22 protein-coding genes are annotated in these 22,846 nt (G+C 63.4%); 8 read left to right on the forward strand and 14 right to left on the reverse strand.

The window, feature by feature from the left end:
- Nucleotides 1-104: 104 nt before the first annotated feature.
- Nucleotides 105-446 carry an osmotically-inducible lipoprotein OsmE gene (gene osmE, locus F3J43_RS13310; protein WP_166886855.1) on the forward strand — a complete coding sequence of 114 codons (342 nt, stop codon included), beginning with the start codon at nucleotides 105-107 and terminating at the stop codon, nucleotides 444-446.
- A 26-nt stretch (nucleotides 447-472) separates the two neighbouring features.
- Nucleotides 473-1,000: a ferritin-like domain-containing protein gene (locus F3J43_RS13315; RefSeq protein ID WP_166886858.1), complete on the forward strand. Its 528-nt coding sequence runs from the start codon at nucleotides 473-475 to the stop codon at nucleotides 998-1,000.
- An 81-nt stretch (nucleotides 1,001-1,081) separates the two neighbouring features.
- Here the strand turns inward: F3J43_RS13315 and F3J43_RS13320 are convergent, their stop codons facing one another.
- Complete coding sequence (locus F3J43_RS13320) at nucleotides 1,082-3,148, reverse strand: AsmA family protein (RefSeq protein WP_166886860.1); 2,067 nt, start codon at nucleotides 3,146-3,148, stop codon at nucleotides 1,082-1,084.
- A gap of 334 nt (nucleotides 3,149-3,482) precedes the next feature.
- Here F3J43_RS13320 and F3J43_RS13325 point away from each other — a divergent pair, with 334 nt between their 5' ends.
- The 3 genes from F3J43_RS13325 to F3J43_RS13335 all read left to right on the forward strand — a co-directional run bounded on the left by F3J43_RS13325 (nucleotide 3,483) and on the right by F3J43_RS13335 (nucleotide 5,809).
- Nucleotides 3,483-3,848: a hypothetical protein gene (locus F3J43_RS13325; protein ID WP_166886862.1), complete on the forward strand. Its 366-nt coding sequence runs from the start codon at nucleotides 3,483-3,485 to the stop codon at nucleotides 3,846-3,848.
- Between the two features lie 121 nt (nucleotides 3,849-3,969).
- Nucleotides 3,970-4,602, forward strand: coding sequence for a TetR family transcriptional regulator (locus F3J43_RS13330; protein WP_166886864.1), 633 nt, complete (start codon nucleotides 3,970-3,972; stop codon nucleotides 4,600-4,602).
- A 118-nt stretch (nucleotides 4,603-4,720) separates the two neighbouring features.
- Nucleotides 4,721-5,809, forward strand: coding sequence for an AGE family epimerase/isomerase (locus F3J43_RS13335; protein ID WP_166886866.1), 1,089 nt, complete (start codon nucleotides 4,721-4,723; stop codon nucleotides 5,807-5,809).
- Nucleotides 5,810-5,882: 73 nt separating this feature from the next.
- Here F3J43_RS13335 and F3J43_RS13340 read toward each other — a convergent pair whose 3' ends face one another.
- The 6 genes from F3J43_RS13340 to F3J43_RS13365 form a co-directional block, all read right to left on the reverse strand.
- Entirely contained in the window at nucleotides 5,883-6,650 is a 768-nt protein-coding gene (locus F3J43_RS13340) for an SDR family oxidoreductase (protein ID WP_166886868.1), read from the reverse strand.
- Between the two features lie 656 nt (nucleotides 6,651-7,306).
- Complete coding sequence (locus F3J43_RS13345; RefSeq protein WP_166886870.1) at nucleotides 7,307-8,023, reverse strand: ABC transporter ATP-binding protein; 717 nt, start codon at nucleotides 8,021-8,023, stop codon at nucleotides 7,307-7,309.
- The gene (locus F3J43_RS13350; RefSeq protein ID WP_166886873.1) at nucleotides 8,020-8,895 is read right to left on the reverse strand and encodes an ABC transporter ATP-binding protein; all 876 of its coding nucleotides are present in this window, start codon (nucleotides 8,893-8,895) and stop codon (nucleotides 8,020-8,022) included. Before F3J43_RS13350 ends, F3J43_RS13345 begins: the two co-directional genes overlap by 4 nt.
- Complete coding sequence (gene livM / locus F3J43_RS13355; protein WP_166886876.1) at nucleotides 8,892-10,193, reverse strand: high-affinity branched-chain amino acid ABC transporter permease LivM; 1,302 nt, start codon at nucleotides 10,191-10,193, stop codon at nucleotides 8,892-8,894. Before livM ends, F3J43_RS13350 begins: the two co-directional genes overlap by 4 nt.
- 2 nt (nucleotides 10,194-10,195) lie before the next feature.
- Nucleotides 10,196-11,110: an ABC transporter permease subunit gene (locus tag F3J43_RS13360; RefSeq protein WP_166886879.1), complete on the reverse strand. Its 915-nt coding sequence runs from the start codon at nucleotides 11,108-11,110 to the stop codon at nucleotides 10,196-10,198.
- Between the two features lie 156 nt (nucleotides 11,111-11,266).
- Nucleotides 11,267-12,403 carry a branched-chain amino acid ABC transporter substrate-binding protein gene (locus tag F3J43_RS13365; protein WP_166886882.1) on the reverse strand — a complete coding sequence of 379 codons (1,137 nt, stop codon included), beginning with the start codon at nucleotides 12,401-12,403 and terminating at the stop codon, nucleotides 11,267-11,269.
- Nucleotides 12,404-12,866: 463 nt separating this feature from the next.
- Here F3J43_RS13365 and pncB point away from each other — a divergent pair, with 463 nt between their 5' ends.
- The gene (gene pncB, locus F3J43_RS13370; RefSeq protein WP_166886885.1) at nucleotides 12,867-14,072 is read left to right on the forward strand and encodes a nicotinate phosphoribosyltransferase; all 1,206 of its coding nucleotides are present in this window, start codon (nucleotides 12,867-12,869) and stop codon (nucleotides 14,070-14,072) included.
- A gap of 3 nt (nucleotides 14,073-14,075) precedes the next feature.
- On the forward strand, nucleotides 14,076-14,903 hold the full coding sequence (gene nadE, locus F3J43_RS13375; RefSeq protein WP_166886889.1) for an NAD(+) synthase: 828 nt from the start codon (nucleotides 14,076-14,078) through the stop codon (nucleotides 14,901-14,903).
- A 114-nt stretch (nucleotides 14,904-15,017) separates the two neighbouring features.
- Here nadE and azu read toward each other — a convergent pair whose 3' ends face one another.
- Nucleotides 15,018-15,467 (reverse strand): azurin, encoded by a 450-nt coding sequence (gene azu / locus F3J43_RS13380; protein WP_166886892.1) that lies wholly within the window; start codon nucleotides 15,465-15,467, stop codon nucleotides 15,018-15,020.
- 348 nt (nucleotides 15,468-15,815) lie between these two features.
- On the opposite strand from azu, the gene F3J43_RS13385 reads away from it, so the two are divergent.
- Nucleotides 15,816-16,403 carry a cytokinin riboside 5'-monophosphate phosphoribohydrolase gene (locus tag F3J43_RS13385; RefSeq protein ID WP_166886895.1) on the forward strand — a complete coding sequence of 196 codons (588 nt, stop codon included), beginning with the start codon at nucleotides 15,816-15,818 and terminating at the stop codon, nucleotides 16,401-16,403.
- A gap of 118 nt (nucleotides 16,404-16,521) precedes the next feature.
- Here the strand turns inward: F3J43_RS13385 and F3J43_RS13390 are convergent, their stop codons facing one another.
- The 6 genes from F3J43_RS13390 to rpsF form a co-directional block, all read right to left on the reverse strand.
- Nucleotides 16,522-18,819: a YgiQ family radical SAM protein gene (locus F3J43_RS13390; RefSeq protein ID WP_166886898.1), complete on the reverse strand. Its 2,298-nt coding sequence runs from the start codon at nucleotides 18,817-18,819 to the stop codon at nucleotides 16,522-16,524.
- 169 nt (nucleotides 18,820-18,988) lie between these two features.
- A complete protein-coding gene (gene dnaB, locus F3J43_RS13395) occupies nucleotides 18,989-20,386 on the reverse strand; it encodes a replicative DNA helicase (protein WP_166886901.1) in 1,398 nt (465 codons plus the stop codon).
- 113 nt (nucleotides 20,387-20,499) lie between these two features.
- The gene (rplI, locus tag F3J43_RS13400) at nucleotides 20,500-20,946 is read right to left on the reverse strand and encodes a 50S ribosomal protein L9 (protein WP_134690280.1); all 447 of its coding nucleotides are present in this window, start codon (nucleotides 20,944-20,946) and stop codon (nucleotides 20,500-20,502) included.
- 20 nt (nucleotides 20,947-20,966) lie between these two features.
- A complete protein-coding gene (locus F3J43_RS13405; RefSeq protein ID WP_166886904.1) occupies nucleotides 20,967-21,833 on the reverse strand; it encodes a YybS family protein in 867 nt (288 codons plus the stop codon).
- 34 nt (nucleotides 21,834-21,867) lie between these two features.
- On the reverse strand, nucleotides 21,868-22,098 hold the full coding sequence (gene rpsR / locus F3J43_RS13410) for a 30S ribosomal protein S18 (RefSeq protein ID WP_003249563.1): 231 nt from the start codon (nucleotides 22,096-22,098) through the stop codon (nucleotides 21,868-21,870).
- A 29-nt stretch (nucleotides 22,099-22,127) separates the two neighbouring features.
- Nucleotides 22,128-22,553, reverse strand: a complete 426-nt coding sequence (gene rpsF / locus F3J43_RS13415; protein ID WP_166886907.1) for a 30S ribosomal protein S6 — start codon at nucleotides 22,551-22,553, stop codon at nucleotides 22,128-22,130.
- Nucleotides 22,554-22,846: the final 293 nt, after the last annotated feature.

Raw genomic sequence — 22,846 nt, forward strand, 5'->3', positions numbered from 1 at the left:
GGACGACCGCGCCACACTAGCGCCCCGGCCAAGTCATGCGCAATCGAACTCCTGGCGCGCCGTGCGGTTCCAAGCAGAACAGACCTTGAGCAAGGAGCTGGACCATGTACAAGCGAACCCTGGCCATCCTGCTGGCAAGCGTGACCCTGAGCGCCTGTGGCAGCCGTCCGGAGAACCCGGTGGACTACGTCACCTACCGCAACGAACCCCTGGTCAAGCAGGTCGAGAACGGCATGACCATGCAGAAAGTCATCGCCATCGGCGGCAGCCCGTCGAGCGTGATCGACCTGCCTCACGGCGGCACCTGCAACAACTACGTGCTCAACCGCGACGGGCACCAGCAGCCCTACTACGTGCGCTTCGATGCCACCGGGCATGTCGACGCCAAAGGCTTCAAGACCTGCAAGCAACGCCAGCAAGACAGCGACGCCATCCACGGCGCATGACCACCCTGACCGTCTAGGAGATGAACATGAGCGTTGAACTGACCGATGTGAAGACCCTGCGCGAGCGTGCCCGCCAGCATGTCGAACAAGGCGCGGTGACCGAGGGTTACCACGCCGATCGCGAGAAGATCCTGCGCCTGCTCAACGAGTCGCTGGCCACCGAGCTGGTCTGCACCCTGCGCTACAAGCGTCACTACTTCATGGCCAGCGGCATCAAGGCCAGCGTCGCCGCCGCGGAGTTCCTGGAGCATGCCAACCAGGAGGCCGAACATGCCGACAAACTGGCCGAGCGCATCGTCCAGCTGGGTGGCGAACCGGACTTCAACCCGGACAACCTGAGCAAGCACTCCCATGCCCAGTACGTGGCCGGGCGCGACCTGAAGGAAATGGTGCTGGAGGACCTGGTGGCCGAGCGCATCGCCATCGACAGCTACCGCGAGATCATCCAGTACATCGGCGACAAGGACCCGACCACCCGACGCATCTTCGAGGACATCCTGGCCCAGGAAGAAGAACACGCGGACGATATGTCGGACCTGTTGCAAGGCTTGTGATCGCAATCGCGGGGCAAGCCCACTCCCCTGCTGATATCCCTGGGAGCGGGCCGGCCCCGCGATCAGGTCGCGAGATTCCGGTTACTTCCTGCCCTTGACCGCTGCCGGCGCCTTGCCGGCTTTCATCTGCTGCAACAGCGGCGTGCACTGGTTCGGCACATCGCCGCTGCTAGGGGCGATCAGCGCCAGCAGTCCCGCCGCCGGTCCGACCACCACGCCCAACGCCACCATCCCCGCGCCGCGCAGTGCCAGCGGCACTGCCTGCACGCCCGCGCTGGGCTTGGCGAACGGCCCACGCACGTACAGCGGCGAGCGCAACGAGAACAGCCGCACGCCCTTGGATTCCGGAGTGATCTTCAGGTCCAGCTGCTCGCTGGCGAAGTTGGCCGTGCCATTGATGTAGATGATCGCGTTCTCGGTGTCGAAGACGAACAGGCGAGTAGTGGCCAGGCCATCCTTGATACCCACGTCGGCCGCCGCGCAGTTGATCTTCACCTCCTCGTCACCGAACAGCTTGCCGATCACGTAGTTGCCCACGTTGAGCCCGGCGATCTCCATCAGGCCGCGGCTGATCGCGCCATCGTTCATCAACAAGCGCAGGGCGCCGCTGGAGGTGCCGAGCAAGGCCGCCACCGAGTTGCCGCGGCCACTGATATCGGCATCGCCGTTGAGCTCGCCGAAGCTGGTCTGCATCGGCGCGAATCCTGGGAACAACTGCTTGAGCTTGAAGCCACGGGCGGTCAGTTGGGCACGGCCCTGCATGGGCGCGCTGCGCCCGTCCAGGCGGATGTTGGCATCGAGGTTGCCGCCGGCCACACCGAAGCGCAGTGGCTCCAGGCGCAGCAGGCCATCTTCGAGGATCACATGGGCCGACAGGTCGTTGAACGGCAGTTTTTCGCTGTGCACGATGCGCTTGCCGGCGAAGGTCACGTCGGCATCCATCGACCGCCAGCGCTCGGTACGGAACTCCTCGACCGGCAGCACCTTGTCCGCCGGCTGTTTGCTGGCGCCGCCGCGGGCCTTCTGCTCGGTGTTGGAATCGGCGCCGATCAGCGGCGCGAGGTCCTTGAACAGCAATTGGCTGGAGACCAGGTTGCCGGACAGCTTCGGACGCGGCTGGCTGGCCACGAAGGCCAGGTCGCCATGAATGTCGCTGTCACCGATCTTGCCGTTGAAACCCTGGTAGCGGAACTGCGCCCCCTCGGCAGCGTGCAGGTTGGCGCTGAGGTGGCCATCGGTGGAATAGGCTGGCGTGTCCGGCAGGGTCACGCCAGTCAAGGGATAGAGGTTGCCCAGGCTGCTGCCGGAGAGTTTCAGGCGCAAGTCGAGGGCTCCGAGGTTGCGTGGGTCGGTCAGGGTCCCGGCCAAGGCGACGTGGCTGTCGCCGATGCGCACGTCGGCCTGCAGCGGAAACGGCTGGCTGGCATCCTGCAGCGCCAGCAGGCCGCCGATCTTGCCGGTGCCGGTGACGGCCAGCCCCTTGTAGCGCCCCTGCGCCTTGAAACCGAAGGCGTAGTCCTGGGCGTTGCCGACCTTCTCGGCACGGGCCTTGCCGACGATGTCGCTGAACGGCACCGGCTTGCCCAGCGGGTCGACCTGCACCTTCATGCTGGTCTTCAAGGTCTGGTCGTCGAAGCTGATGTTGCCTTGGTCGAAGCCAATGGCACCGATCTCCAGCTCCCACTTGGAGGGAGCTTCGTTCTCGTCCTTGGGACCAAAGTCGAAGACCCAGTTGGCCCGGCCGTCGGCCAGGCGCGTGAGGCTGGCGGCAGGCTTGACCAGATCGATACGGGGAATGCTGATGCGCTGGACAATCAACGGCAACGGTGCCAGACGGAACTCGACACGCTCGAGGCCTACCATGCGCGGTTCCTTGAGCCAGTCGGGGTTGCCCAGGGTCAGGTCCTCGGCGGTGAAATGCGGCCAGGGCACGAAGGCCCGCCAGCCACCCTCTTCAGGTTCGGTGCGCCAGTGCACGGCGAGGTTGCCATTGATCGCGAACGGCCGGTGCAGGGCCTCGGAGACCTTCTCGTTGAGCAGTGGCTTGACGCGGTTCCAGTCGAAGGTGGCGATCACCACCACCAGGATCGCCAGCAGGGTGGCCAGGGTGGCGAAGGTCCAGAGCAGGATTCTGGCAGGGCGCGTCATTGCATGGGTCTCCTGACGGCAAAACGGGCGGGGCGATGGCTCTCAGTATGTCGGACTGATGAAAACCCGTCGGGTTTAATCTGGCGCGCATGATAACGGAGTTTTTCCTGACGCCTTTCTCAGCTATTGGTCGACGCCGGGCTTGCCTGTTACCGGGCGAACGACGCCGCAGTTTTTCGGCATCACCGCTGTACCCGTTGATTCAGAGCCTGCGCAGCCGAGTATCAATGGCGTCGATTGTTACCATTATCCTGATGAACTTCTCTCTGGGGTTACCGGGCGTAGCATTGCCTCCATACCCACTTTCCCAGCCCCCCAGAGGAGCACCGAGATCATGAAACGCCAATTGCTGCTGAGCCTGACCCTTTCAGTTCTGGCCGCCAACGCCTTCGCCCTGCCGGCCGCCGAACAACACCTGAGCGCCGAATCGCACTCCAGCGCCGCCACGTTCTCGCAACCGCTGAACACCTTGGCCGAGGGTGGCGCCGAGCGTCTGCAGGAACGCGCAGGTCGCGTCGCCGAAGGTGGCTCGGATCGTCTGATCGAACGCAACAACCGCGTCGCCGAAGGTGGCTCGGACCGCCTGATCGAGCGCAACAACCGCGTCGCCGAAGGTGGCTCGGATCGCCTGATCGAACGCAACAACCGCGTCGCCGAAGGTGGCTCGGATCGCCTGATCGAACGCAGCCACCTGAGCTGATTGCCATGGCCAAGCACAACAGCCCGCCACGACACATCTGCTCGCCGCCAGGCCCGGTCCATTGACCGGGCTTTGTTTTTTTATCCAGAATGCCCAGCCGTACAGTCACAGAATCCCGCTCATGCTGCCGCGCGCCGAACAGAAGCTCCAAACCCGCCTGGCCCTGCTGGACGCCGCCTGCCAGCTCATGGAGAGCGGTCGCGGCTTCGGCAGCATCAGTCTGCGCGAAGTGGCCAAGGCCGCGGGCATCGTTCCCACCGGCTTCTACCGCCACTTCCCGGACATGGACGCCCTGGGCCTGGCCCTGGTCGCCGAGGTCGACACCACCTTCCGCCAGACCATTCGCCTGGTGCGCCAGAACGAGTTCGAACTCGGGGGTATCACCGATGCCTCGGTGCGCATCTTCCTCGACGTGGTCACCGCCCACCGTGCGCAGTTCCTGTTCCTCGCCCGCGAGCAGTACGGCGGCTCCCAGGCGGTGCGCCAGGCCATCGCGCGCCTGCGCCACGACATCAGCTCGGATCTGGCCACCGACCTGGCACTCATGCCACGCTGGCAGCACCTGGACGGCGCCGCCCTGGCGGTGATGGCCGACCTGGTGGTCAAGACGGTGTTCGCCACCCTGCCCGAGCTGATCGACAGCGATGATCCGACGAACCCTCAAGCCATGAGCCCGCAAGAGAAGATCACCCAGCAGTTGCGCTTCATCTTCGTTGGCGCCCGACACTGGCAAGGACTGGGCAACCCCGGCTAAGTGGCGGCCTGCCCTGCTCATCGTGGGGGCAGGCTGCCCCGCGATGGGCCCGAACAGCCAATCCACACTCCCAGTTCTGCTACCATGGCGCCCTGCCCGACCGTCCACGAGCGCCAGCATGCCCGACCCCCGCCCTGTATTGACCCGTTTCCGCCAGCATTTCGCCGAACGCATCGTGCCGCTGTGGCAAGGTCCGGGCTGGAACGCCGAAATGGCCCTGCCCTACGAGGCGCTCGATGCCGAGCACCGTCCCTTGCCGGTGCAGCGCTATCGGGCCATGGCCTGCGCCCGCCAGTTGTACCTGTTCAGCAGCCGCATCGAACAACCGGGCGCGGCCGAACGTGCAGCAGCGCTGTTCCGCTCGCTGCAGAAACATTTCCACGATGCCGAGCACGGCGGCTGGTTCTACAGCATCGACGCCCAGGGCAAGCCACTCGACCGGCGCAAGGACCTCTACACCCACGCCTTCATCGCCTTCGCCTGTGCCCATTACTGGGGCAAGGTCGGCGAAGGGCTGGTGGAAGCCACGCTCAATGGCGCGCTCGAAGTAATCCACGAGCAGTTCTCCCGCGACGACGGCCTGTACGAGGCCAGCCTCGGCGAAGACTGGTCCGACCTGGGCAGCGGCCCGTTGCAGAATCCGCAGATGCACCTGGCCGAGGCCTTCCTGCAAGTGCTGGCCGTGCGCGAGGACGACGAGGTACGCCAGGCGCTGCTGCAACTGTGCGATGCCCTGCAGGCGCACTTCATCGAACCGACCCACGGCCTGATGCTGGAAAAACCGCGTGGCGCTGTGGATAACTGGTTCGAGCCAGGGCACCAGTTCGAATGGTTCTACCTGCTGGATACTTCAGCATTGCTGCGCGAAACGCCGCTGCACGCCTCCATCGCGCGTGCCTTCGACTTCGCCGAACAGTGCGGCGTGAAGGGTTCGGCGGTACTGGCGATGCTGGATGCCAATGGCAAGGTCATCGACGCGACCCAGCGGGTCTGGGCCCAGGCCGAATACTTGCGGGCACTGGCCTTGCGACCCGGCAGCGAAGCGCAGCTGCTGGTACAGCTACAGGCTCTGGAGTCGCAGTTCCTGCATCACGGCGGTTGGCACGAATGCCGCGACGACGCGGGGGCGGTGAGCCGCCATGACATGCCCTCGACCACCCCCTATCACCTGGCAACCTGCCTGGAAAGCCTGCAGCGCCTGGTCTGACGCTGTCGCGGGGCAAGCCCGCTCCCACATTTCACCGGCGCGGGAGCGGGCTTGTCCGGCGATCATCGGTGTATCAACCCTTGGCCGAGCGATCGATCGAGAACCCTGCCCAGTCCTGGCTCACCGGCATCAGCTCGAGGCTGTTGATGTTGATGTGCGCCGGCTGGTTGAGGATCCAGAAGATGGTCTCGGCGATGTCCTGCGGCTGGATCGGCTCGGCGCCAGCATAGGTGGCGTCGTACTTGGCCTGGTCGCCGCCGAAACGCACCAGCGAGAACTCGCTCTCGCACAGCCCAGGTTCAATGTTGCTGACCCGCACCCCGGTCCCCCGCAGGTCGCAGCGCAGGCTCAGCGAGAACTGGCCGACAAAGGCCTTGGTGCCGCCATACACGTTGGCGCCCGGATACGGGTAGTTGCCCGCCACCGACCCGACATTGAGGATCGACGCACCGCGCCCATGGGCGATCAACCGCGGCAGCAACAGGCGAGTGGTGTACATCAGGCCCTTGATGTTGGTGTCGACCATGGTCTCCCAGTCATCCAGGCTGCAGTTCTGCGCCGCATCGACTCCCAGCGCCAGGCCTGCGTTGTTGACCAGGCCCTGCAGCTTGTCGAAGCTCGGCGGCAGGCTGGCGATGGCGGCTTCCATCGCCTGGCGGTCGCGTACGTCGACCACCAGGCCGTGCACCTCGGTCTTGGCCGACAGCTGCGCGCACAGCGCATCCAGGCGTTCCTTGCGACGGCCGGTGAGCACCAGTTTCCAGCCGGCGTCGGCGAATCGGCGGGCGGTGGCCTCGCCAAAACCGGAAGTCGCGCCAGTGATGAATACGGTGGACGTCATGCTCTTCTCCTTAGCTGTGGATTATTCGTCGGCAGGCCCCGCAGCATGCCCGGCGCCGTCGTTGCCGACAACTGTCCCTGTGTCTGGACAAAAAATGAACAACGCCGGGAAAGCCCTATGCTAGAGGGTCCAGGCCAGACTATGCGCATCTTATCCACAAGGCTTTCCCCACAGATTGGGGGCAACTCATCAGCCTGGCGGAAGCGTTTACCTGCCTGGGGTCCTGTGGAAATCTTTCGATGATGGCTACACGCCTTCAAATACGGCGCTTGCGACCGTCTGTCCAAGGCTTTTTCACAGAGTTACCCACAGATAGCGGGCAGCCATTGAGCACCTCGTCCAACGGCTGGAAAAGCGTGATAAATCAGCTACAAAGGTCGATTGATCAAAAAACGAGCAACACCTTGGATGCCTTGATAATCCTGGGCTTGCGCGAGGTGCCACCATGTTTTCCACAGGCGGTTCCACATAATCCGTGGAAAGTTTTCCAGCTGTGGAAACAAGGGCTTGCGTGAAGGTCCTAGCGTGGGTCGAGAAAGATATGCGACAAGTTGTCCACATCTGCTGGCACACCTGAAAAGCATCGCGGGGCAAGCCCGCTGCCACGAATAGCCTGCATGGCGTTCGTGGCAGCGGGCTTGCCCCGCGACAGGAGCTCAGTGCCCGCCGAGATAGGCGTTGCGCACCTCCTCGTTGGCCAGCAGCTCCTGCCCGGTCCCGGTCATGCGAATCTGTCCGTTGACCATCACATAGGCACGATCCGACAGCTTCAGCGCATGGTTGGCGTTCTGCTCGACCAGGAAAATGGTCATCCCGGTCTTGGCCAGCTCACGCAGGGTCGCGAAGATCTGCTTGACCACGATCGGCGCCAGCCCCAGCGACGGTTCATCGAGCAACAGCAGTTTCGGTCGGCTCATCAGCGCCCGGGCAATCGCCAGCATCTGCTGCTCGCCACCGGACATGGTCATCGCCCGCTGGTTGCGCCGCTCCTCGAGCCGTGGGAACAGCTCGTACATGCGCTGCATGTCTTCAGCCGCGTACTTGTCGCCGATCGGGATGGTGCCCATCATCAGGTTCTCCTCGACGGTCATGTCGGGGAACACCCGGCGCCCCTCCGGCGACTGGGCGATGCCGTTGGAGGCAATGTAGTGCGAGGACTTGCGGGTAATGTCGGTGCCGCGGTAGACGATCTGCCCGGACGCTGCGCGAGGCTGGCCGAAGATCGACATCAACAGCGTCGACTTGCCCGCGCCGTTGGCGCCGATCAGGCTCACCGTCTCGCCCTCGTCGATATGCATCGAGACCTTCTTCAATGCCTGGATCGGCCCATAGAACACGTCCAGGTCCTTCAGTTCGAGAATGGGTGCACTCATACCAGCTCCTCTTCGTCGGCACCCAGGTAGGCGGCGATCACCGTCGGGTTGTTGCGGATCTCCTGTGGCGCGCCCTCGGCGATCACGTTGCCGTGGTCGAGCACGACGATATGGTCGGAAATGCTCATGACCATGCCCATGTCATGCTCGATCAGCACCACGGTGATGTCGTGCTCGTCGCGTAGCACACGGATCATCCGGCTCAGCGCCTCGGTTTCATGCGGGTTGAGGCCGGCGGCCGGCTCGTCCAGGCAGATGATCTTCGGCCGCGTGCACATGGCCCGGGCGATCTCCAGGCGGCGCTGCTGACCGTAGGAAAGCTCGCCGGCCAGGCGATTGGCGCAATCGACCAGATCGACCACCTCCAACCAGTAGAAGGCATGGTCCAGCGCGTCGCTCTCGGCCTTGCGATAGCCAGGCGTGTTGAGCACGCCAGCCAACAAGTTGCGGTTGACCCACATGTGCTGGGCCACCAGCAGGTTCTCCACCACCGACATCTCCCGGAACAGGCGAATGTTCTGGAAGGTGCGTGCCAACCCGGCCCGATTGACCAGGTGGGTACCGCCGAACATCTTGTAGTACATACGGCTGGCGAAGCGCGCCGGGGACACGAAGTCCACCGCCTGGAAGCGCTCGCCGAGCAGTTGGATGACGTTGGTGCTGGTGCCGCGCACGTTCAGTTCGATGCGCCCGCCACTGGCCTTGTAGAAACCGGTCAGGCAGTTGAACACCGTGGTCTTGCCGGCGCCGTTGGGGCCGATCAGGGCGAAGATCTGATTGCGCCTGACCTTCAGGCTGACATCGCTGAGCGCCTTGATCCCACCGAACTGCATCATCAGGTTGTCGACCGACAGAATGATATCGTCGCTCATGGCGCCACTCCTTTACGCGGGACCACACCGGTACGGCTGATGCGGATCAGCCCACGCGGTCGCCAGATCATCATCAGCACCATCAGCACGCCGAACAACAGCACCCGGTATTCGGAGAAGCTGCGCAGCAGTTCCGGCGCCACGGTCAGCACGAAGGCCGCGATCACCACGCCCACGGTCGAGCCCATGCCGCCAAGCACGACGATGGCGAGGATCAGTGCCGACTCGAAGAAGGTGAACGACGACGGGTTGACGAAGCCCTGGTAGGTGGCGAAGAACACCCCCGCCAGGCCCGCGGTGGAGGCGCCCAGGGTGAATGCCGAGAGCTTGACCAGCACATGGTTCAGGCCCATCGAGCGACAGGCGATCTCGTCTTCGCGCAGCGCTTCCCAGGCGCGCCCGACCGGCATGCGCGTCAAGCGGTGCTTGATGTACAGCACCGCCAGCACCACCAGGAACAGCACCGCATAGATGAACACGAACTTGAGATTGGCGTTGTACTCGAAGCCGAAGAACTCGTGGATCGGCACCCCGCCATCCTTGGCCCGGCGGCCGAATTCCAGGCCCAGGAAGGTCGGTGACGGCGCAGGCATGCCGTTGGGGCCGCCAGTGAACGACAACCAGTTGTTCAGCACCAGGCGGATGATCTCGCCGAAGCCAAGGGTGACGATCGCCAGGTAGTCGCCATGCATGCGCAGCACCGGGAAGCCGAGGATGCAGCCCGCCAGCGCCGCGGCGATGGCCGCCAGCGGTAGCACGCTCCAGAAGCCCAGGCCCAGGTACTGGTAGCCCAGGGCCAGACCGTAGGCGCCGATGGCGTAGAACGCCACGTAGCCCAGGTCGAGCAACCCGGCCAGGCCGACCACGATGTTCAAGCCCAGCCCCAGCAACACGTAGATCAGGCCGAGGATGACCACGGTCAGCAGGTACTTGTTGGCGAATACCGGGAACACGATGGCGATCACGATCAGTGCCGGAATGATGTAGCGCAGGCGCGACTTGTAGTTCGGCGCCAGCACGTGGACACCCGAACCACCACTGTCGAACCCTTGCTGCAGGCGCTGCCCGGTGGCGGTCTGCAGGAACAGGCTGAGCACGAAGCGCCCGAGCATCACCGCGCCGACCAGCCAGGCGACGCGGCGCGGCTCGGCGTTGAAGCTGTAGCCGTCGAGCACCACGCCGACGACAGGACCAAAGACGATCAGGGCCAGCATGCCGGCGACCAAGGTCTCCAGCAGACTGCGTTTGAGATCGAAAGTGTTGCCAGGCGATGCGCAGGCAGTATTGGCAGCGGACATGTTCACACCTTAGCCACGAGCGGGCGGCCCAGCAGGCCCTGGGGCCGGAAGATGAGGATCATCACCAGCAGCGAGAAACTGAACACGTCCTTGTAGTCGGAATTGATCAGGCCGGAGAACAGCGATTCGGAGATCCCCAGGATGATCCCGCCGAGCATTGCTCCCGGCAGCGAGCCGATGCCGCCGAGCACTGCGGCGGTGAAGGCCTTGATGCCGATGATGAAGCCGGCATAGAAGTCGAAGGTGCCGTAGTTCATGGTGATCAGCACCCCGGCCAATGCCGCCATCACCGCGCCGATGACGAACACATAGGAGATCACCCGGTCGGTGTTGATCCCCAGGATCGAGGCCATCTTGCGGTCCTGCTGGGTGGCCCGGCACATGCGCCCGAGCTTGGTGTACTTGATCACGTAGGTGAGCAGGCCCATGCCGACGAAGGCCGCGACGAGGATGAAGATCTTGGTGTAGGTCAACTGCACGAAGCCGCTGCCGACATCGATGCGCCAGGCACCTTCGAGCAGCGTCGGCACGCCCTGCTGGCGGGCGCCCTGGCTGATCTGCGCGTAGTTCTGCAGGATCAGCGAAATGCCGATGGCGCTGATCAGCGGCGCCAGGCGGGTGGAGTTGCGCAAGGGTCTGTAGGCGATGCGCTCGATGGTGAAACCGTAGACGCCGGTGACGACCACCGTGAACAACAAGGTGCCGAGCATCAGCAGGGGGAAGGACTCGATGCCGAAGTAGGCCAGCAATGCCAGGCTGATCGCCGCGAGGTACGCGGAGATCATGTACACCTCGCCGTGCGCGAAGTTGATCATGCCGATGATGCCATAGACCATGGTGTAGCCGATGGCGATCAGGCCGTAGACCGACCCGAGGGTCAGGCCGTTGACCAGTTGCTGCAGGAAAATACCATCCATAACGCAATCTCACCTGATGGAGATTGCACGAGCGCCGACCACGGTGGGCCCAGGTACAGCGGCCCTCGCAGCGCAGAACTGTGCAGATCTACTGACAATGACAGGTACCGCGGGGCAACGGCCCGGGGCATGGCGCGCCCGGGCCGGATGCCATTGTTATTTTTGTTTTTCCAGCTGGTGGTACTTGCCGTTGGCATCCCACTGGTAGACCACGTAGTCGGAGACTTTCAGATCGCCCTTCTGGTCCCATTCCTTCTTGCCCATGACGGTCTCGACCGGGTTGGCCTTGAGCCACTTGGCGGCGTCTTCGCCCTTGTTCGACTTGGCGCCGTTGAAGGCCGCGGCCAGGGCCTGGATCGAGGCGTAGGCATACAGGGTGTAGCCCTCCGGCTCGGTGCCGGCCTTGCGGAACTCTTCGACCACCGACTTGCTCTCTGGCAACAGGCGCGGGTCGGCGCCGAAGGTCATGTACACGCCATCGACGTACTGGGCCCCACCGGCAGTCGTCACCAGCTCGTCGGTGACGATGCCGTCGTCGGACATGAACTTGACGTCTTTGAGGCCCTGCTCGCGCAGTTGGCGTACCAGCGGGCCGGCTTCCGGGTGCAGGCCACCGAAGTAGACGACATCGGCACCGGCGGCGCGGATCTTGGTGACCACGGCGCTGAAGTCCTTCTCGCCGCGGGTCAGGCCCTCGTACAGCACCGGCTTGACGCCGCGCTTCTCCAGTTGCGCCTTGGTCGCGTCGGCCAGGCCCTGGCCGTAGGTGTCCTTGTCGTGCAGCACGGCGACCTTCTTGCCTTTGAGCACGTCGACGATGTAGTTGCCGGCGACGATGCCCTGCTGGTCGTCGCGCCCGCACATGCGGAACATCGCCGACAGGCCGCGCTCGGTGACCTGCGGGTTGGTCGAGCCGGGGGTGATGGCGATCACACCAGCCTCGTCATACACCTCGGAGGCCGGGATGGTGTTGGAGGAGCAGAAGTGGCCGACCACGCCGGCGACCTTGTCCTGGTCGACCAGGCGGTTGGCCACGGCCACCGCCTGCTTGGGCTCGCAGGCGTCATCGCCCTTGACCAGGACGATCTTCTCGCCGTTCACGCCGCCGGCTGCGTTGATCTTGTCGGCCGCCGCCTGGGCACCTTTCATGTACTGCTCGCCAAACGCTGCGTTGGCCCCGGTCATCGGGCCAGCGACGCCGATCTTGAGATCGGCCTGAACATACGAAGAAACACCCAGGGCCGTGGCGACAGCCAGGGCCAGGAAACCTTTCTTGTAAAACGTCTGCGACATGAGGTGGTGCTCCTAGAGTATTTTTTTTGGTTGGCACTACAACTTCTCAGCCCTGTGCTCTGAGCAAGGGCCGTGCCAGTGGTTTTGTCTTCTGGGAAAACACACGATGAGGGGTTGGGCGAGGCGACCGACGGCCTTTTCTTTATTGAGCGTGCAACCGTCTGCCGTGAGGCAAGCGCTACCGAAATGCCTAGACAAGGAGCAACCGCCGAGCGCCATCATTGCAACCCTTGCGAGTGTTAACGTGCAACCGCCCTGTAACAGCGGACGTCACCGAAGTGCACACCGCTGGTGCGCGACTGCTACAGGCGGCACCTTTAAAAGGCTAGCTGGCGCACGGAAAATTACCTGCCAAGCGCCTGAGCGTCGGACACATGGGAGCGGGCTTGCCCCGCGATCTGGCCACATGCAAAGCAAAAGGCTGGCACAATAGCCGCCATTGCCCGCCTGGAGCCGCCCCCTGATGAGCGAGAGCGCATTCGCCGAGCGCATCGTGCACAACCTGCTCGACACCGATTTCTACAAACTGACGATGATGCAGGGCGTCCTGCACAACTACCCGGACGCCGACGTCGAATGGGAGTTTCGCTGTCGCAACGGCGAGGACCTGCGCCCCTACCTGGGCGAGATCCGCAACCAGCTCGAACTGCTCAGCGACCTTACCCTGGACGATGGCCAGCTGGGCTTTCTCGAGCGCATCAGTTTCCTCAAGCCAGACTTCCTGCGCTTCCTGCGCCTGTTCCGCTTCAACCTGCGCTACGTGCGCCTGGGGATCGAGAACGACCAGCTGAGCCTGCGCCTGCGTGGCCCCTGGCTGCACGTGATCCTCTTCGAAGTACCGCTGCTGGCAATCATCAGCGAGGTACGCAACCGCCATCTGCACCCGCGCATGCGCCTGTCCGAGGCCCGCGACCAGTTGCACCGCAAGTTCGACTGGCTGCGCGCCCACGCCAGCGACGACGAACTGGCCGAACTGCAGGTGGCCGACTTCGGTACCCGCCGGCGCTTTTCCAGTCGGGTCCAGGAAGACGTGGTCCGGGTGCTGCGCGACGAGTTCCCCGGACGCTTCGTCGGCACCAGCAACGTCGACCTGGCCTGGAAGCTCGACATCAAGCCGCTGGGCACCATGGCCCACGAATGGATCATGGCCCACCAGCAGCTCGGCCCGCGGCTGATCGACAGCCAGATCGCCGCGCTGGACTGCTGGGTTCGCGAGTACCGCGGCCTGCTCGGCATCGCCCTGACCGACTGCATCACCATGGATGCCTTCCTGCGCGATTTCGACCTGTACTTCGCCAAGCTGTTCGACGGCCTGCGCCACGACTCCGGCGAGCCGGTGGCCTGGGCGGAAAAGGCCATCGCCCACTACCAGAAACTGGGCATCGACCCGATGACCAAGACCCTGGTGTTCTCCGACGGCCTCAACCTGACCCGCTCGCTGGAGATCTTCCGGGCCCTGCGCGGACGCATCAACGTGAGCTTCGGCATCGGCACCAACCTGACCTGCGACATCCCCGGTGTGGCGCCGATGAACATCGTGCTAAAAATGACCGACTGCAACGGCTCACCCGTGGCGAAGATCTCCGACGAAGCCGCCAAGACCCAGTGTCGCGACGAGAACTTCGTCGCCTACATGCGTCATGTATTCAAAGTCCCCAGCAAGGAGTAACCCATGCAAGCCGTACAGCAAGAGATTGCCCGGGCACTCAAGGTGCAGCCACCGTTCGCCGATGCCGCCGCCCTCGAGAAGGACGTCACCCGGCGCGTGGCCTTCATCAAGGACTGCCTGAACAACGCCCGGCTCAAGACCCTGGTACTGGGCATCAGCGGCGGGGTCGACTCGCTGACCGCCGCCCTGCTCGCCCAGCGTGCCATCAACGAGCTGCGCAGCGAGACCGGTGACCCGGCCTACCGCTTCATCGCCGTGCGCCTGCCCTACCATGTGCAGCACGATGAGCACGACGCCCAGGCCTGCCTGGACGTGATCAAGGCCGACGAGGTGCACACCATCGATATCGCGCCTGCGGTGAAGGCCCTGGCTGCCGAGGTGCAGGAACTGAAGAACGGCTCGCCGAGCCTGGTGGACTTCGTTGTCGGCAACGTCAAGGCGCGCACGCGCATGGTTGCCCAGTACACCGTCGCCGGCGCCCGCGCAGGCCTGGTGATCGGCACCGACCACGCCGCCGAGGCGGTGATGGGCTTCTTTACCAAGTTCGGTGATGGCGCCTGCGACCTGGCGCCGCTGAGCGGCCTGGTGAAGAACCAGGTACGGGCCATCGCACGCAGCTTCGGCGCACCGCAGGCACTGGTGGAAAAGGTACCGACCGCGGATCTGGAAGACCTCGAGCCGGGCAAGCCGGACGAAGCATCCCACGGCGTCACCTACCAGCAGATCGACGCGTTCCTGCATGGCGAGGCAGTGAGCCAGGAGGCGTTCGACATCATCGTCGCCACCTACCGCAAGACCCAGCACAAGCGCGAGCTGCCGTTCGCGCCTTGATGAACTTGTGGAAACAACTGTGGGAGCGGGCTTGCCCGGCGATGACGTTGGTGGATTCACCATCGCCATCGCCGGGCAAGCCCGCTCCCACAAGGGTACTGCGTCAGGCGTCGCTTACTTGACGACGACCTTGCCCTTCATCATCGAGATGTGGCCCGGGAAGGTGCAGAAGAAGCTGTAGTCGCCACCGGCTTCCAGCTTCGAGGTGTCGAGCTTGATTTCGGTTTCCTTCTCAGGCGCGCCGATCATCTTGGTGTGAGCGATGATCGCGGCGTTGTCGCCCTTGATGTAGTCCTTTTCCAGACCCTGCGACATGCCTTCGGTGGCGATGGCCTGCATGTCGGCGGTCTTGCTGATCACCAGGTTGTGGCCCATGACGTTCTTCGGCAGGCTGCCGGAGTGGGTCAGTTTGACGGTGAACTCCTTGCAGCTCTTGTCGACGGTGAATTCCTTGGTGTTGTAGGACATCTGGTCGGTCGAGTCGACAGTCACCGAGCATTCGGCTGCGAAGACAGAGGCACTGGCGAGGGTCAGCAGGGATACCGCTACAGCTTTCGCAAACATCATGAATCTCCTTGGCAGGGTTTTATCACTTGCGAGACTGCCTGAATCCGGAACGTCCGTCCCTGATATGGGTCAAGGGCCGTCAAGGGTTCAGGCAGTTGATTTGTTCAATGGATTGTATACAACCAATCAACGTGCACATCATGCCCTCTTACTGGACGATGGGACAACCTCTCATTTAGGAGTAACCGTGATGACCTTGAACAGCCTGATGCGTGGCCTGCTGGCCGCCTATGCCAGCGGTGCCACCGGCGCGGCGGTCTGCGAGTTCGCCCGCCCCGAGTGAATCGGCGCTTGGAAGCGACAGGCTTGCACCTTACCCTGTGCGCCAGTGAAGGGAGATAAGCAATGCCTGTACGTTCCGTGTGTGTCTTCTGTGGCGCCAGCATCGGCGCCAATCCCGCCTACCGCGAAGCCGCCGTCGCCTTGGGCGAAGCCATTGCCCGTCGTGGCCTGACGTTGGTCTACGGCGGTGGCGCGGTGGGCCTGATGGGCACTGTCGCCGACGCTGCCATGGCCGCCGGCGGCGAGGTGATCGGCATCATTCCCGAAAGCCTGATGAACGCCGAAATCGGCCACAAGGGCCTGACTCGCCTGGAGGTGGTGGACGGCATGCATGCGCGCAAGGCGCGCATGGCCGAGCTCAGCGATGCCTTCATTGCCCTGCCGGGCGGCCTGGGCACGCTGGAGGAGCTGTTCGAGGTGTGGACCTGGGGTCAGTTGGGCTATCACGCCAAGCCGCTGGGGCTGCTGGATGTGAACGGTTTCTATGCAAAGCTTGGCGGGTTCCTCGACCATATCGTCGAAGAGGGCTTCGTGCGGCCGCAACATCGGGCGATGCTGTTGCTCGGGGAGCAGCCGGAGGCGCTGCTGGATGGAATGGAGAGCTTCGTTGCGCCGGTGGCGCCGAAGTGGGTAGACAAAAAGCCGGATTGAAGGCTGCAATCCTGGGACCGCTTCGCGACACAAGGCCGCTCCTGCAGGTAATCACGTTCGCCTGCAGGAGCAGCCTTGTGTCACGAAAGGGCTGCACGGCAGCCCCGGAATGGATCAGTCAGCGCGGAATGACAGGCTGACGCGGCTTCTTGCCCTTGCCACCCTTGGCGGCTTCCTTGCGCTCCTTGGCCGCCTGCTGGTTGCGGGCGAACGCTTCGGCCTTGGCTTTCTCGCGCTTGTCCCACGGCTTGCTGCCATCGCTGGCGCGCGGCGGCAGGCCGGTGTGCTGGGTGAGGACCTTCTGCTCCTTGGCCACCTTGTGGCTGCCGGCCGGCGTCGAGTTCTTGCGGCGCGCGCTCTGGTAGCTGTCGGTCTGCGGCTGGTGCAGCGGGATCAACTGGTGCTTGCCCGGCCCGATCAGGTCGGCGCGCCCCATGCGCTGCAGCGCCTCGCGCAGCATCGGCCAGCCCTTCGGATCGTGGTAGCGCAGGAACGCCTTGTGCAGGCGACGCTGCTCCTCGCTCTTGACGATCTCAACGCCTTCGCTCTTGTAGGTGACCTTGCGCAGCGGGTTCTTGCCCGAGTGATACATGGCGGTCGCCGAGGCCATCGGCGACGGATAGAACGCCTGCACCTGGTCGGCGCGGAAGCCGTTGCCCTTGAGCCACAAGGCCAGGTTCATCATGTCTTCGTCGGTAGTGCCCGGGTGGGCGGCGATGAAGTACGGGATCAGGTACTGCTCCTTGCCCGCTTCTTTCGAGAACTTCTCGAACATGCGCTTGAAGCGGTCGTAGGTGCCGATGCCCGGCTTCATCATCTTGTCCAGCGGACCGCGCTCGGTGTGCTCCGGCGCGATCTTCAGGTAGCCGCCAACGTGGTGGGTGACCAGCTCGCGCACGTACTCCGGCGACTCCACCGCCAGGTCGTAGCGCAAGCCCGAGGCGATCAGGATCTTCTTCACCCCTGGCAGGGCACGGGCCTTGCGGTACAGCTCGATCAGCGAGCTGTGGTCGGTATTGAGGTTCTCGCAGATGCCCGGGAACACGCACGACGGCTTGCGGCAGTGCTTCTCGATGTCGTGGCTCTTGCAGGCGATGCGGTACATGTTGGCGGTCGGGCCGCCCAGGTCGGAGACCACGCCGGTGAAGCCCGGCACCTTGTCGCGCATCTCCTCGATCTCGTGGAGGATCGACTCATGGGAGCGGTTCTGAATGATCCGGCCCTCGTGCTCGGTGATCGAGCAGAAGGTGCAGCCGCCGAAGCAGCCACGCATGATGTTCACCGAGAAGCGGATCATCTCGTAGGCCGGAATGCGCTCCTTGCCATAGGCCGGGTGCGGGATACGTGCGTAAGGCATGCCGAACACGTAGTCCATTTCCTCGGTGGTCATGGGAATGGGTGGCGGGTTGAACCACACGTCCACTTCGCCATGCTTCTGCACCAGGGCGCGGGCGTTGCCCGGGTTGGTCTCCAGGTGCAGCACGCGGTTGGCGTGGGCATAGAGCACCGGGTCGTTGCGCACCTTCTCGAACGACGGCAGGCGGATCACCGACTTCTCGCGGGTCACGCTCGGACTGTCGAGAATCTGCACCACCTTGGCTTCGTTCGGGTCTTCCTGGTCGCCCTTGGCCTGCTCGATGGCGCAGGCCTGGGTGTCCTGGGTATTGACGTACGGGTTGATGATCTTGTCGACCCGCCCCGGACGGTCGATACGGGTGGAATCGATCTCGAACCAGCCTTCGGGGGTGTCGCGACGGATGAACGCGGTACCGCGTACATCGGTGATCTTCTCGATACGCTCACCCTGGGACAGGCGCTGGGCCACCTCGACGATCGCGCGCTCGGCGTTGCCGTACAGCAGGATGTCGGCGCTGGCGTCGATCAGGATCGAATGACGCACCTTGTCCTGCCAGTAGTCGTAGTGGGCAATCCGGCGCAGCGAGGCCTCGATGCCGCCGAGCACGATCGGCACGTGCTTGTAGGCCTCCTTGCAGCGCTGGCTGTATACCAGGCTGGCGCGGTCCGGGCGCTTGCCGGCCAGACCGCCGGGGGTATAGGCGTCGTCGGAGCGGATCTTCTTGTCCGCGGTGTAGCGGTTGATCATCGAGTCCATGTTGCCCGCCGCGACGCCGAAGAACAGGTTCGGCTCGCCGAGCTTCATGAAGTCGTCCTTCGACTGCCAGTTCGGCTGGGCGATGATGCCCACGCGGAAGCCCTGGGCCTCCAGCAGGCGGCCGATGATGGCCATGCCGAACGAGGCATGGTCGACGTAGGCATCCCCGGTCACGATGATGATGTCGCAGGAATCCCAGCCGAGCTGATCCATCTCCTCCCTGCTCATGGGCAGGAACGGTGCCGGTCCGAAGCATTCGGCCCAGTACTTGGGATAGTCGTAGAGTGGTTTGGCTGCTTGCATGTCAGTGACCGGTTCTGGTGTGCAGGGAAATCGCGGGCGCGGAATATAGCACAAATTTTGATCAAGTCCGACGATGGTGGTCGGATTCACAGAGGGGGCGGATGAATACCGTGGGAGCGGCGCTGCGTCGATCCCACGCCCCGCCCCCAGCAGGCGCCTTGCCTGCCTGTTATTCGTCGTCGTCGAAGTTGTACATGCCCGGGGCGAGGTTCTCGAACCGGGTGTACTTGCCGATGAAGGCCAGGCGGATAAAGCCGATGGGACCGTTACGCTGCTTGCCGATGATGATCTCGGCCACGCCCTTGTGCTCGGTCTCCGGGTGGTACACCTCGTCGCGGTAGACGAACATGATCACGTCGGCGTCCTGCTCGATCGCACCGGATTCACGCAGGTCGGAGTTGACCGGACGCTTGTTCGGGCGCTGCTCCAGCGAGCGGTTGAGCTGCGACAGGGCGATCACCGGGCAGTTGAACTCCTTGGCCAGGGCTTTCAACGAGCGGGAGATCTCGGAAATCTCGTTGGTCCGATTGTCACCGGCAGACCCCGGGATCTGCATCAGCTGCAGGTAGTCGACCATGATCATGGCGATCTCGCCGTGCTCACGGGCCAGGCGCCGGGTCCGCGCACGCATTTCCGACGGGCTGATACCCGCGGTGTCGTCGATGAACAGCTTGCGGTCGTTGAGCAGGTTCACCGCCGAGGTCAGGCGCGGCCAATCGTCGTCGTCCAGCTGGCCGGAACGGACCTTGGTCTGGTCGATACGGCCAAGCGACGAGAGCATACGCATGACCAGCGATTCGCCGGGCATCTCGAGGGAGAACACCAGCACCACCTTGTCGCTGCGCAGCACGGCGTTTTCCACCAGGTTCATGGCGAAGGTGGTCTTGCCCATCGATGGACGGCCGGCAACGATGATCAGGTCGGCCGGCTGCAGGCCGCTGGTCTTCTCGTCCAGGTCGGTGTAGCCGGTAGAGATGCCGGTGATGTCGCTGTCGGAGTTGAACAGCGTGTCGATGCGGTCGATGGCCATGGTCAACAGCTCGTTGACCCCCACCGGTCCACCGGTCTTCGGCCGCGCCTCGGCGATCTGGAAGATCTGCCGCTCGGCGTCGTCGAGGATCTCCTCGGCGTTGCGTCCCTGCGGGTTGAAGGCGTTGTCGGCAATGTCGGTACTGATGCTGATCAGTTGGCGCAACGTCGCCCGCTCGCGAATGATCGCGGCGTAGGCCTTGATGTTGGCCACCGACGGGGTGTTCTTGGCCAGCTCGGCCAGGTAGGCCAGGCCGCCGACCTGGGTCGACAGGCCTTCCTTGTCCAGCTGCTCGTGCAGTGTCACCACGTCGAACGGTTGGTTCTGATCCGCCAGCTTGTGGATGGCGCGGAAGATCAGGCGGTGGTCATGCCGGTAGAAGTCACCGTCCGAAACCTGGTCCAGTACCCGCTCCCAGGCGTTGTTGTCCAGCATCAGGCCACCGAGCACGGCCTGTTCGGCCTCGATGGAATGCGGCGGCACCTTCAGGGCAGAGGTCTGCAGGTCGAGTTGTTCGGTAGGGGTGATCTCGTTCATGGCCACGAAAGAATTCTGCTAGATGAAAAAGACAAAGGGCACGGCCTGTGAAGAACAGGACCGTGCCCGATGTTAACCGCCTGGCCCGCGAGGGGCCAGCCGATCAGCGCAGCTTAGGCAGCTACGACGACCACGCGTACGGTGGCTTCAACGTCGCTGTGCAGGTGCACGGCTACGTCGTATTCGCCAACCTGACGGATGGTGCCGTTCGGCAGACGAACTTCAGCCTTGGCCACTTCAACGCCGGAGGCGGTCAGGGCGTCAGCGATGTCGTGGGTGCCGATCGAACCGAACAGCTTGCCTTCGTCGCCAGCGGTGGCAGTGATGGTCACTTCCAGCTCGGCCAGTTGGGCAGCGCGGCTTTCAGCCGAAGCTTTCTTGTCTGCTGCAGCCTTTTCCAGCTCGGCGCGGCGCTCTTCGAACGCGGCCAGGTTGGCGGCGTTGGCAACGGTGGCCTTGCCGAATGGCAGCAGGTAGTTACGGCCGTAACCGGCCTTAACGTTTACTTTGTCGCCCAGGTTGCCCAGGTTGGCGACTTTTTCCAGCAGGATCAGTTCCATTTGGTAAAACCTCTTAACTTTTAACCTTCACCGTTCGCGGAATCGTCACCCTGCGAAGGGGACTTGCGACCGCGAAAATCAATCAGGCTGTCGACAATGGCCAGAACCACGAGCAACGGATAGATCAACTGCATGACCAACGGCAACGTCACGTACAGCCCCACCAGCCAGAATCCGGCCAGTCGCCCTTGTGCCACCAGCCCATGAATCAGGGCGATGGCCGTGAGCACGAGCACCAGGCTGGAGGCCGATGCCAGCACGATGAACTGCGATCCGAGGAACGGACCCAGCACCATCAGCGACACCAGTACCAACATCGGTACTCGCGGCAGTCTCATCTCGCGAAACTCGCGACCGAAACCACCCGGGTTGTACAACGCCGCCTGCCAGTAGCGCGCCAGCATCAAAGCCACCACGCTGAACAGCTGCAGCATCACTGCACTGGAAGCGACCAGCAACGGGCCGATCAGCTCCACCGGCAGTGCCGGCTTGCCCTCGAACTGCGGCAGGGCTTTTTCAAGCGCCTTGGCCAGCACTTCGAAGGTATCGCGCAGCGCCACGTCCAGGATCAGGCTGTACAACACGCCTAATACGATGCTGGACAGCAGCACCCGATTCCAGGAATGCCCGGCACGCAACAAGGCGGCCAGTCCCAGCGTGCCCAGGAACACCAGCAAGGTGCTCGGTTCGCCGAAGAACCACATGGCCAGCCCGGGCAGAACGCCCCAGGCGATGACCGATGACGCATCCTTGAATCCACGCCGCAGGAACACCAGGCTCCCGGCGGCGGCACTCAACCAGAACAGCAGCGGCAGAACCGCGCTGATGACCACCACCAGGGTGGCCTGCACACGACCGCGCATGATGAAACTTGCCAACGCTCGCATGCCTATCCCTTACTACTCAGTCGACGACCCGGTCTCAGCGGCCGTGGCTGTCGGTGTAGGGCAGCAGGGCCAGGAAGCGGGCGCGCTTGATAGCGGTAGCCAGCTGACGCTGATAACGAGCTTTGGTACCGGTGATGCGGCTTGGAACGATCTTGCCGGTTTCGGATACGTAAGCTTTCAGGGTGTTGAGATCTTTGAAGTCGATCTCTTTCACGTCTTCAGCAGTGAAGCGGCAGAATTTACGACGACGGAAGAAACGTGCCATGTGATTGGCTCCTCAAGAAGGTCCGTGGATTACTCGTCAGCGTTGTCGCTGTTGTCGCTGTCGTTGCTGTCGTCGCCTTCGGCGCCATCAGCATTCTCAGGACGTTCACGACGCTCACGGCGCTCGCTGCGGTTCTCTTCGGCCTTGAGCATCTCGGACGGGCCGGTAACGGCTTCGTCACGACGGATGACCAGGTTACGGATCACGGCATCGTTGTAGCGGAAGTTGTCTTCCAGCTCGGCCAGGGCCTTGCCGGTGCACTCAACGTTCAGCATCACGTAGTGAGCCTTGTGAACATTGTTGATTGCGTAGGCCAGCTGACGACGGCCCCAGTCTTCCAGGCGGTGGATCTTGCCACCATCTTCTTCGATCAGCTTGGTGTAACGCTCAACCATGCCGCCGACTTGCTCGCTCTGGTCCGGGTGAACCAGGAAGATGATTTCGTAATGACGCATGAATGCTCCTTACGGGTTAGTAGTCTGCCAGCAATCTGGTCAGACAAGGAGTGAATGACACTGTATGTCTTGCCCTAGTGTGAAGGCACATGCGCGCCTGCCAGCTCGGCAAGGGGCGCAATTGTAGAGAAGGCCGCTGGGACAAGCAAGGTGATTGGCGAATATTTGAACAACCGCAGACATAATCGCCCGATAGAACGCGACCACGAGAAACAACGTGGGAGCGGGCCTGCCCGGCGATGGCGATGGCCAGTCGACCACCGCATCGCGGGGCAGGCCCGCTCCCACGCAAC

The sequence above is a fragment of the Pantoea sp. Cy-639 genome, from assembly GCF_011752525.1.
Lineage (GTDB): Bacteria > Pseudomonadota > Gammaproteobacteria > Pseudomonadales > Pseudomonadaceae > Aquipseudomonas.

Coding starts and splice junctions, on each gene's coding strand:
- livM (WP_166886876.1), bottom strand. CDS start 10,193: ATGTCCGCTGCCAATACTGCCTGCGCATCGCCTGGCAACACTTTCGAT.
- F3J43_RS13315 (WP_166886858.1), top strand. CDS start 473: ATGAGCGTTGAACTGACCGATGTGAAGACCCTGCGCGAGCGTGCCCGC.
- rpsF (WP_166886907.1), bottom strand. CDS start 22,553: ATGCGTCATTACGAAATCATCTTCCTGGTTCACCCGGACCAGAGCGAG.
- F3J43_RS13325 (WP_166886862.1), top strand. CDS start 3,483: ATGAAACGCCAATTGCTGCTGAGCCTGACCCTTTCAGTTCTGGCCGCC.
- F3J43_RS13390 (WP_166886898.1), bottom strand. CDS start 18,819: ATGCAAGCAGCCAAACCACTCTACGACTATCCCAAGTACTGGGCCGAA.
- dnaB (WP_166886901.1), bottom strand. CDS start 20,386: ATGAACGAGATCACCCCTACCGAACAACTCGACCTGCAGACCTCTGCC.
- nadE (WP_166886889.1), top strand. CDS start 14,076: ATGCAAGCCGTACAGCAAGAGATTGCCCGGGCACTCAAGGTGCAGCCA.
- pncB (WP_166886885.1), top strand. CDS start 12,867: ATGAGCGAGAGCGCATTCGCCGAGCGCATCGTGCACAACCTGCTCGAC.
- osmE (WP_166886855.1), top strand. CDS start 105: ATGTACAAGCGAACCCTGGCCATCCTGCTGGCAAGCGTGACCCTGAGC.
- F3J43_RS13385 (WP_166886895.1), top strand. CDS start 15,816: ATGCCTGTACGTTCCGTGTGTGTCTTCTGTGGCGCCAGCATCGGCGCC.
- rpsR (WP_003249563.1), bottom strand. CDS start 22,098: ATGGCACGTTTCTTCCGTCGTCGTAAATTCTGCCGCTTCACTGCTGAA.
- F3J43_RS13330 (WP_166886864.1), top strand. CDS start 3,970: ATGCTGCCGCGCGCCGAACAGAAGCTCCAAACCCGCCTGGCCCTGCTG.
- F3J43_RS13350 (WP_166886873.1), bottom strand. CDS start 8,895: ATGAGCGACGATATCATTCTGTCGGTCGACAACCTGATGATGCAGTTC.
- F3J43_RS13365 (WP_166886882.1), bottom strand. CDS start 12,403: ATGTCGCAGACGTTTTACAAGAAAGGTTTCCTGGCCCTGGCTGTCGCC.
- F3J43_RS13405 (WP_166886904.1), bottom strand. CDS start 21,833: ATGCGAGCGTTGGCAAGTTTCATCATGCGCGGTCGTGTGCAGGCCACC.
- azu (WP_166886892.1), bottom strand. CDS start 15,467: ATGTTTGCGAAAGCTGTAGCGGTATCCCTGCTGACCCTCGCCAGTGCC.
- rplI (WP_134690280.1), bottom strand. CDS start 20,946: ATGGAACTGATCCTGCTGGAAAAAGTCGCCAACCTGGGCAACCTGGGC.
- F3J43_RS13335 (WP_166886866.1), top strand. CDS start 4,721: ATGCCCGACCCCCGCCCTGTATTGACCCGTTTCCGCCAGCATTTCGCC.
- F3J43_RS13340 (WP_166886868.1), bottom strand. CDS start 6,650: ATGACGTCCACCGTATTCATCACTGGCGCGACTTCCGGTTTTGGCGAG.
- F3J43_RS13345 (WP_166886870.1), bottom strand. CDS start 8,023: ATGAGTGCACCCATTCTCGAACTGAAGGACCTGGACGTGTTCTATGGG.
- F3J43_RS13320 (WP_166886860.1), bottom strand. CDS start 3,148: ATGACGCGCCCTGCCAGAATCCTGCTCTGGACCTTCGCCACCCTGGCC.
- F3J43_RS13360 (WP_166886879.1), bottom strand. CDS start 11,110: ATGGATGGTATTTTCCTGCAGCAACTGGTCAACGGCCTGACCCTCGGG.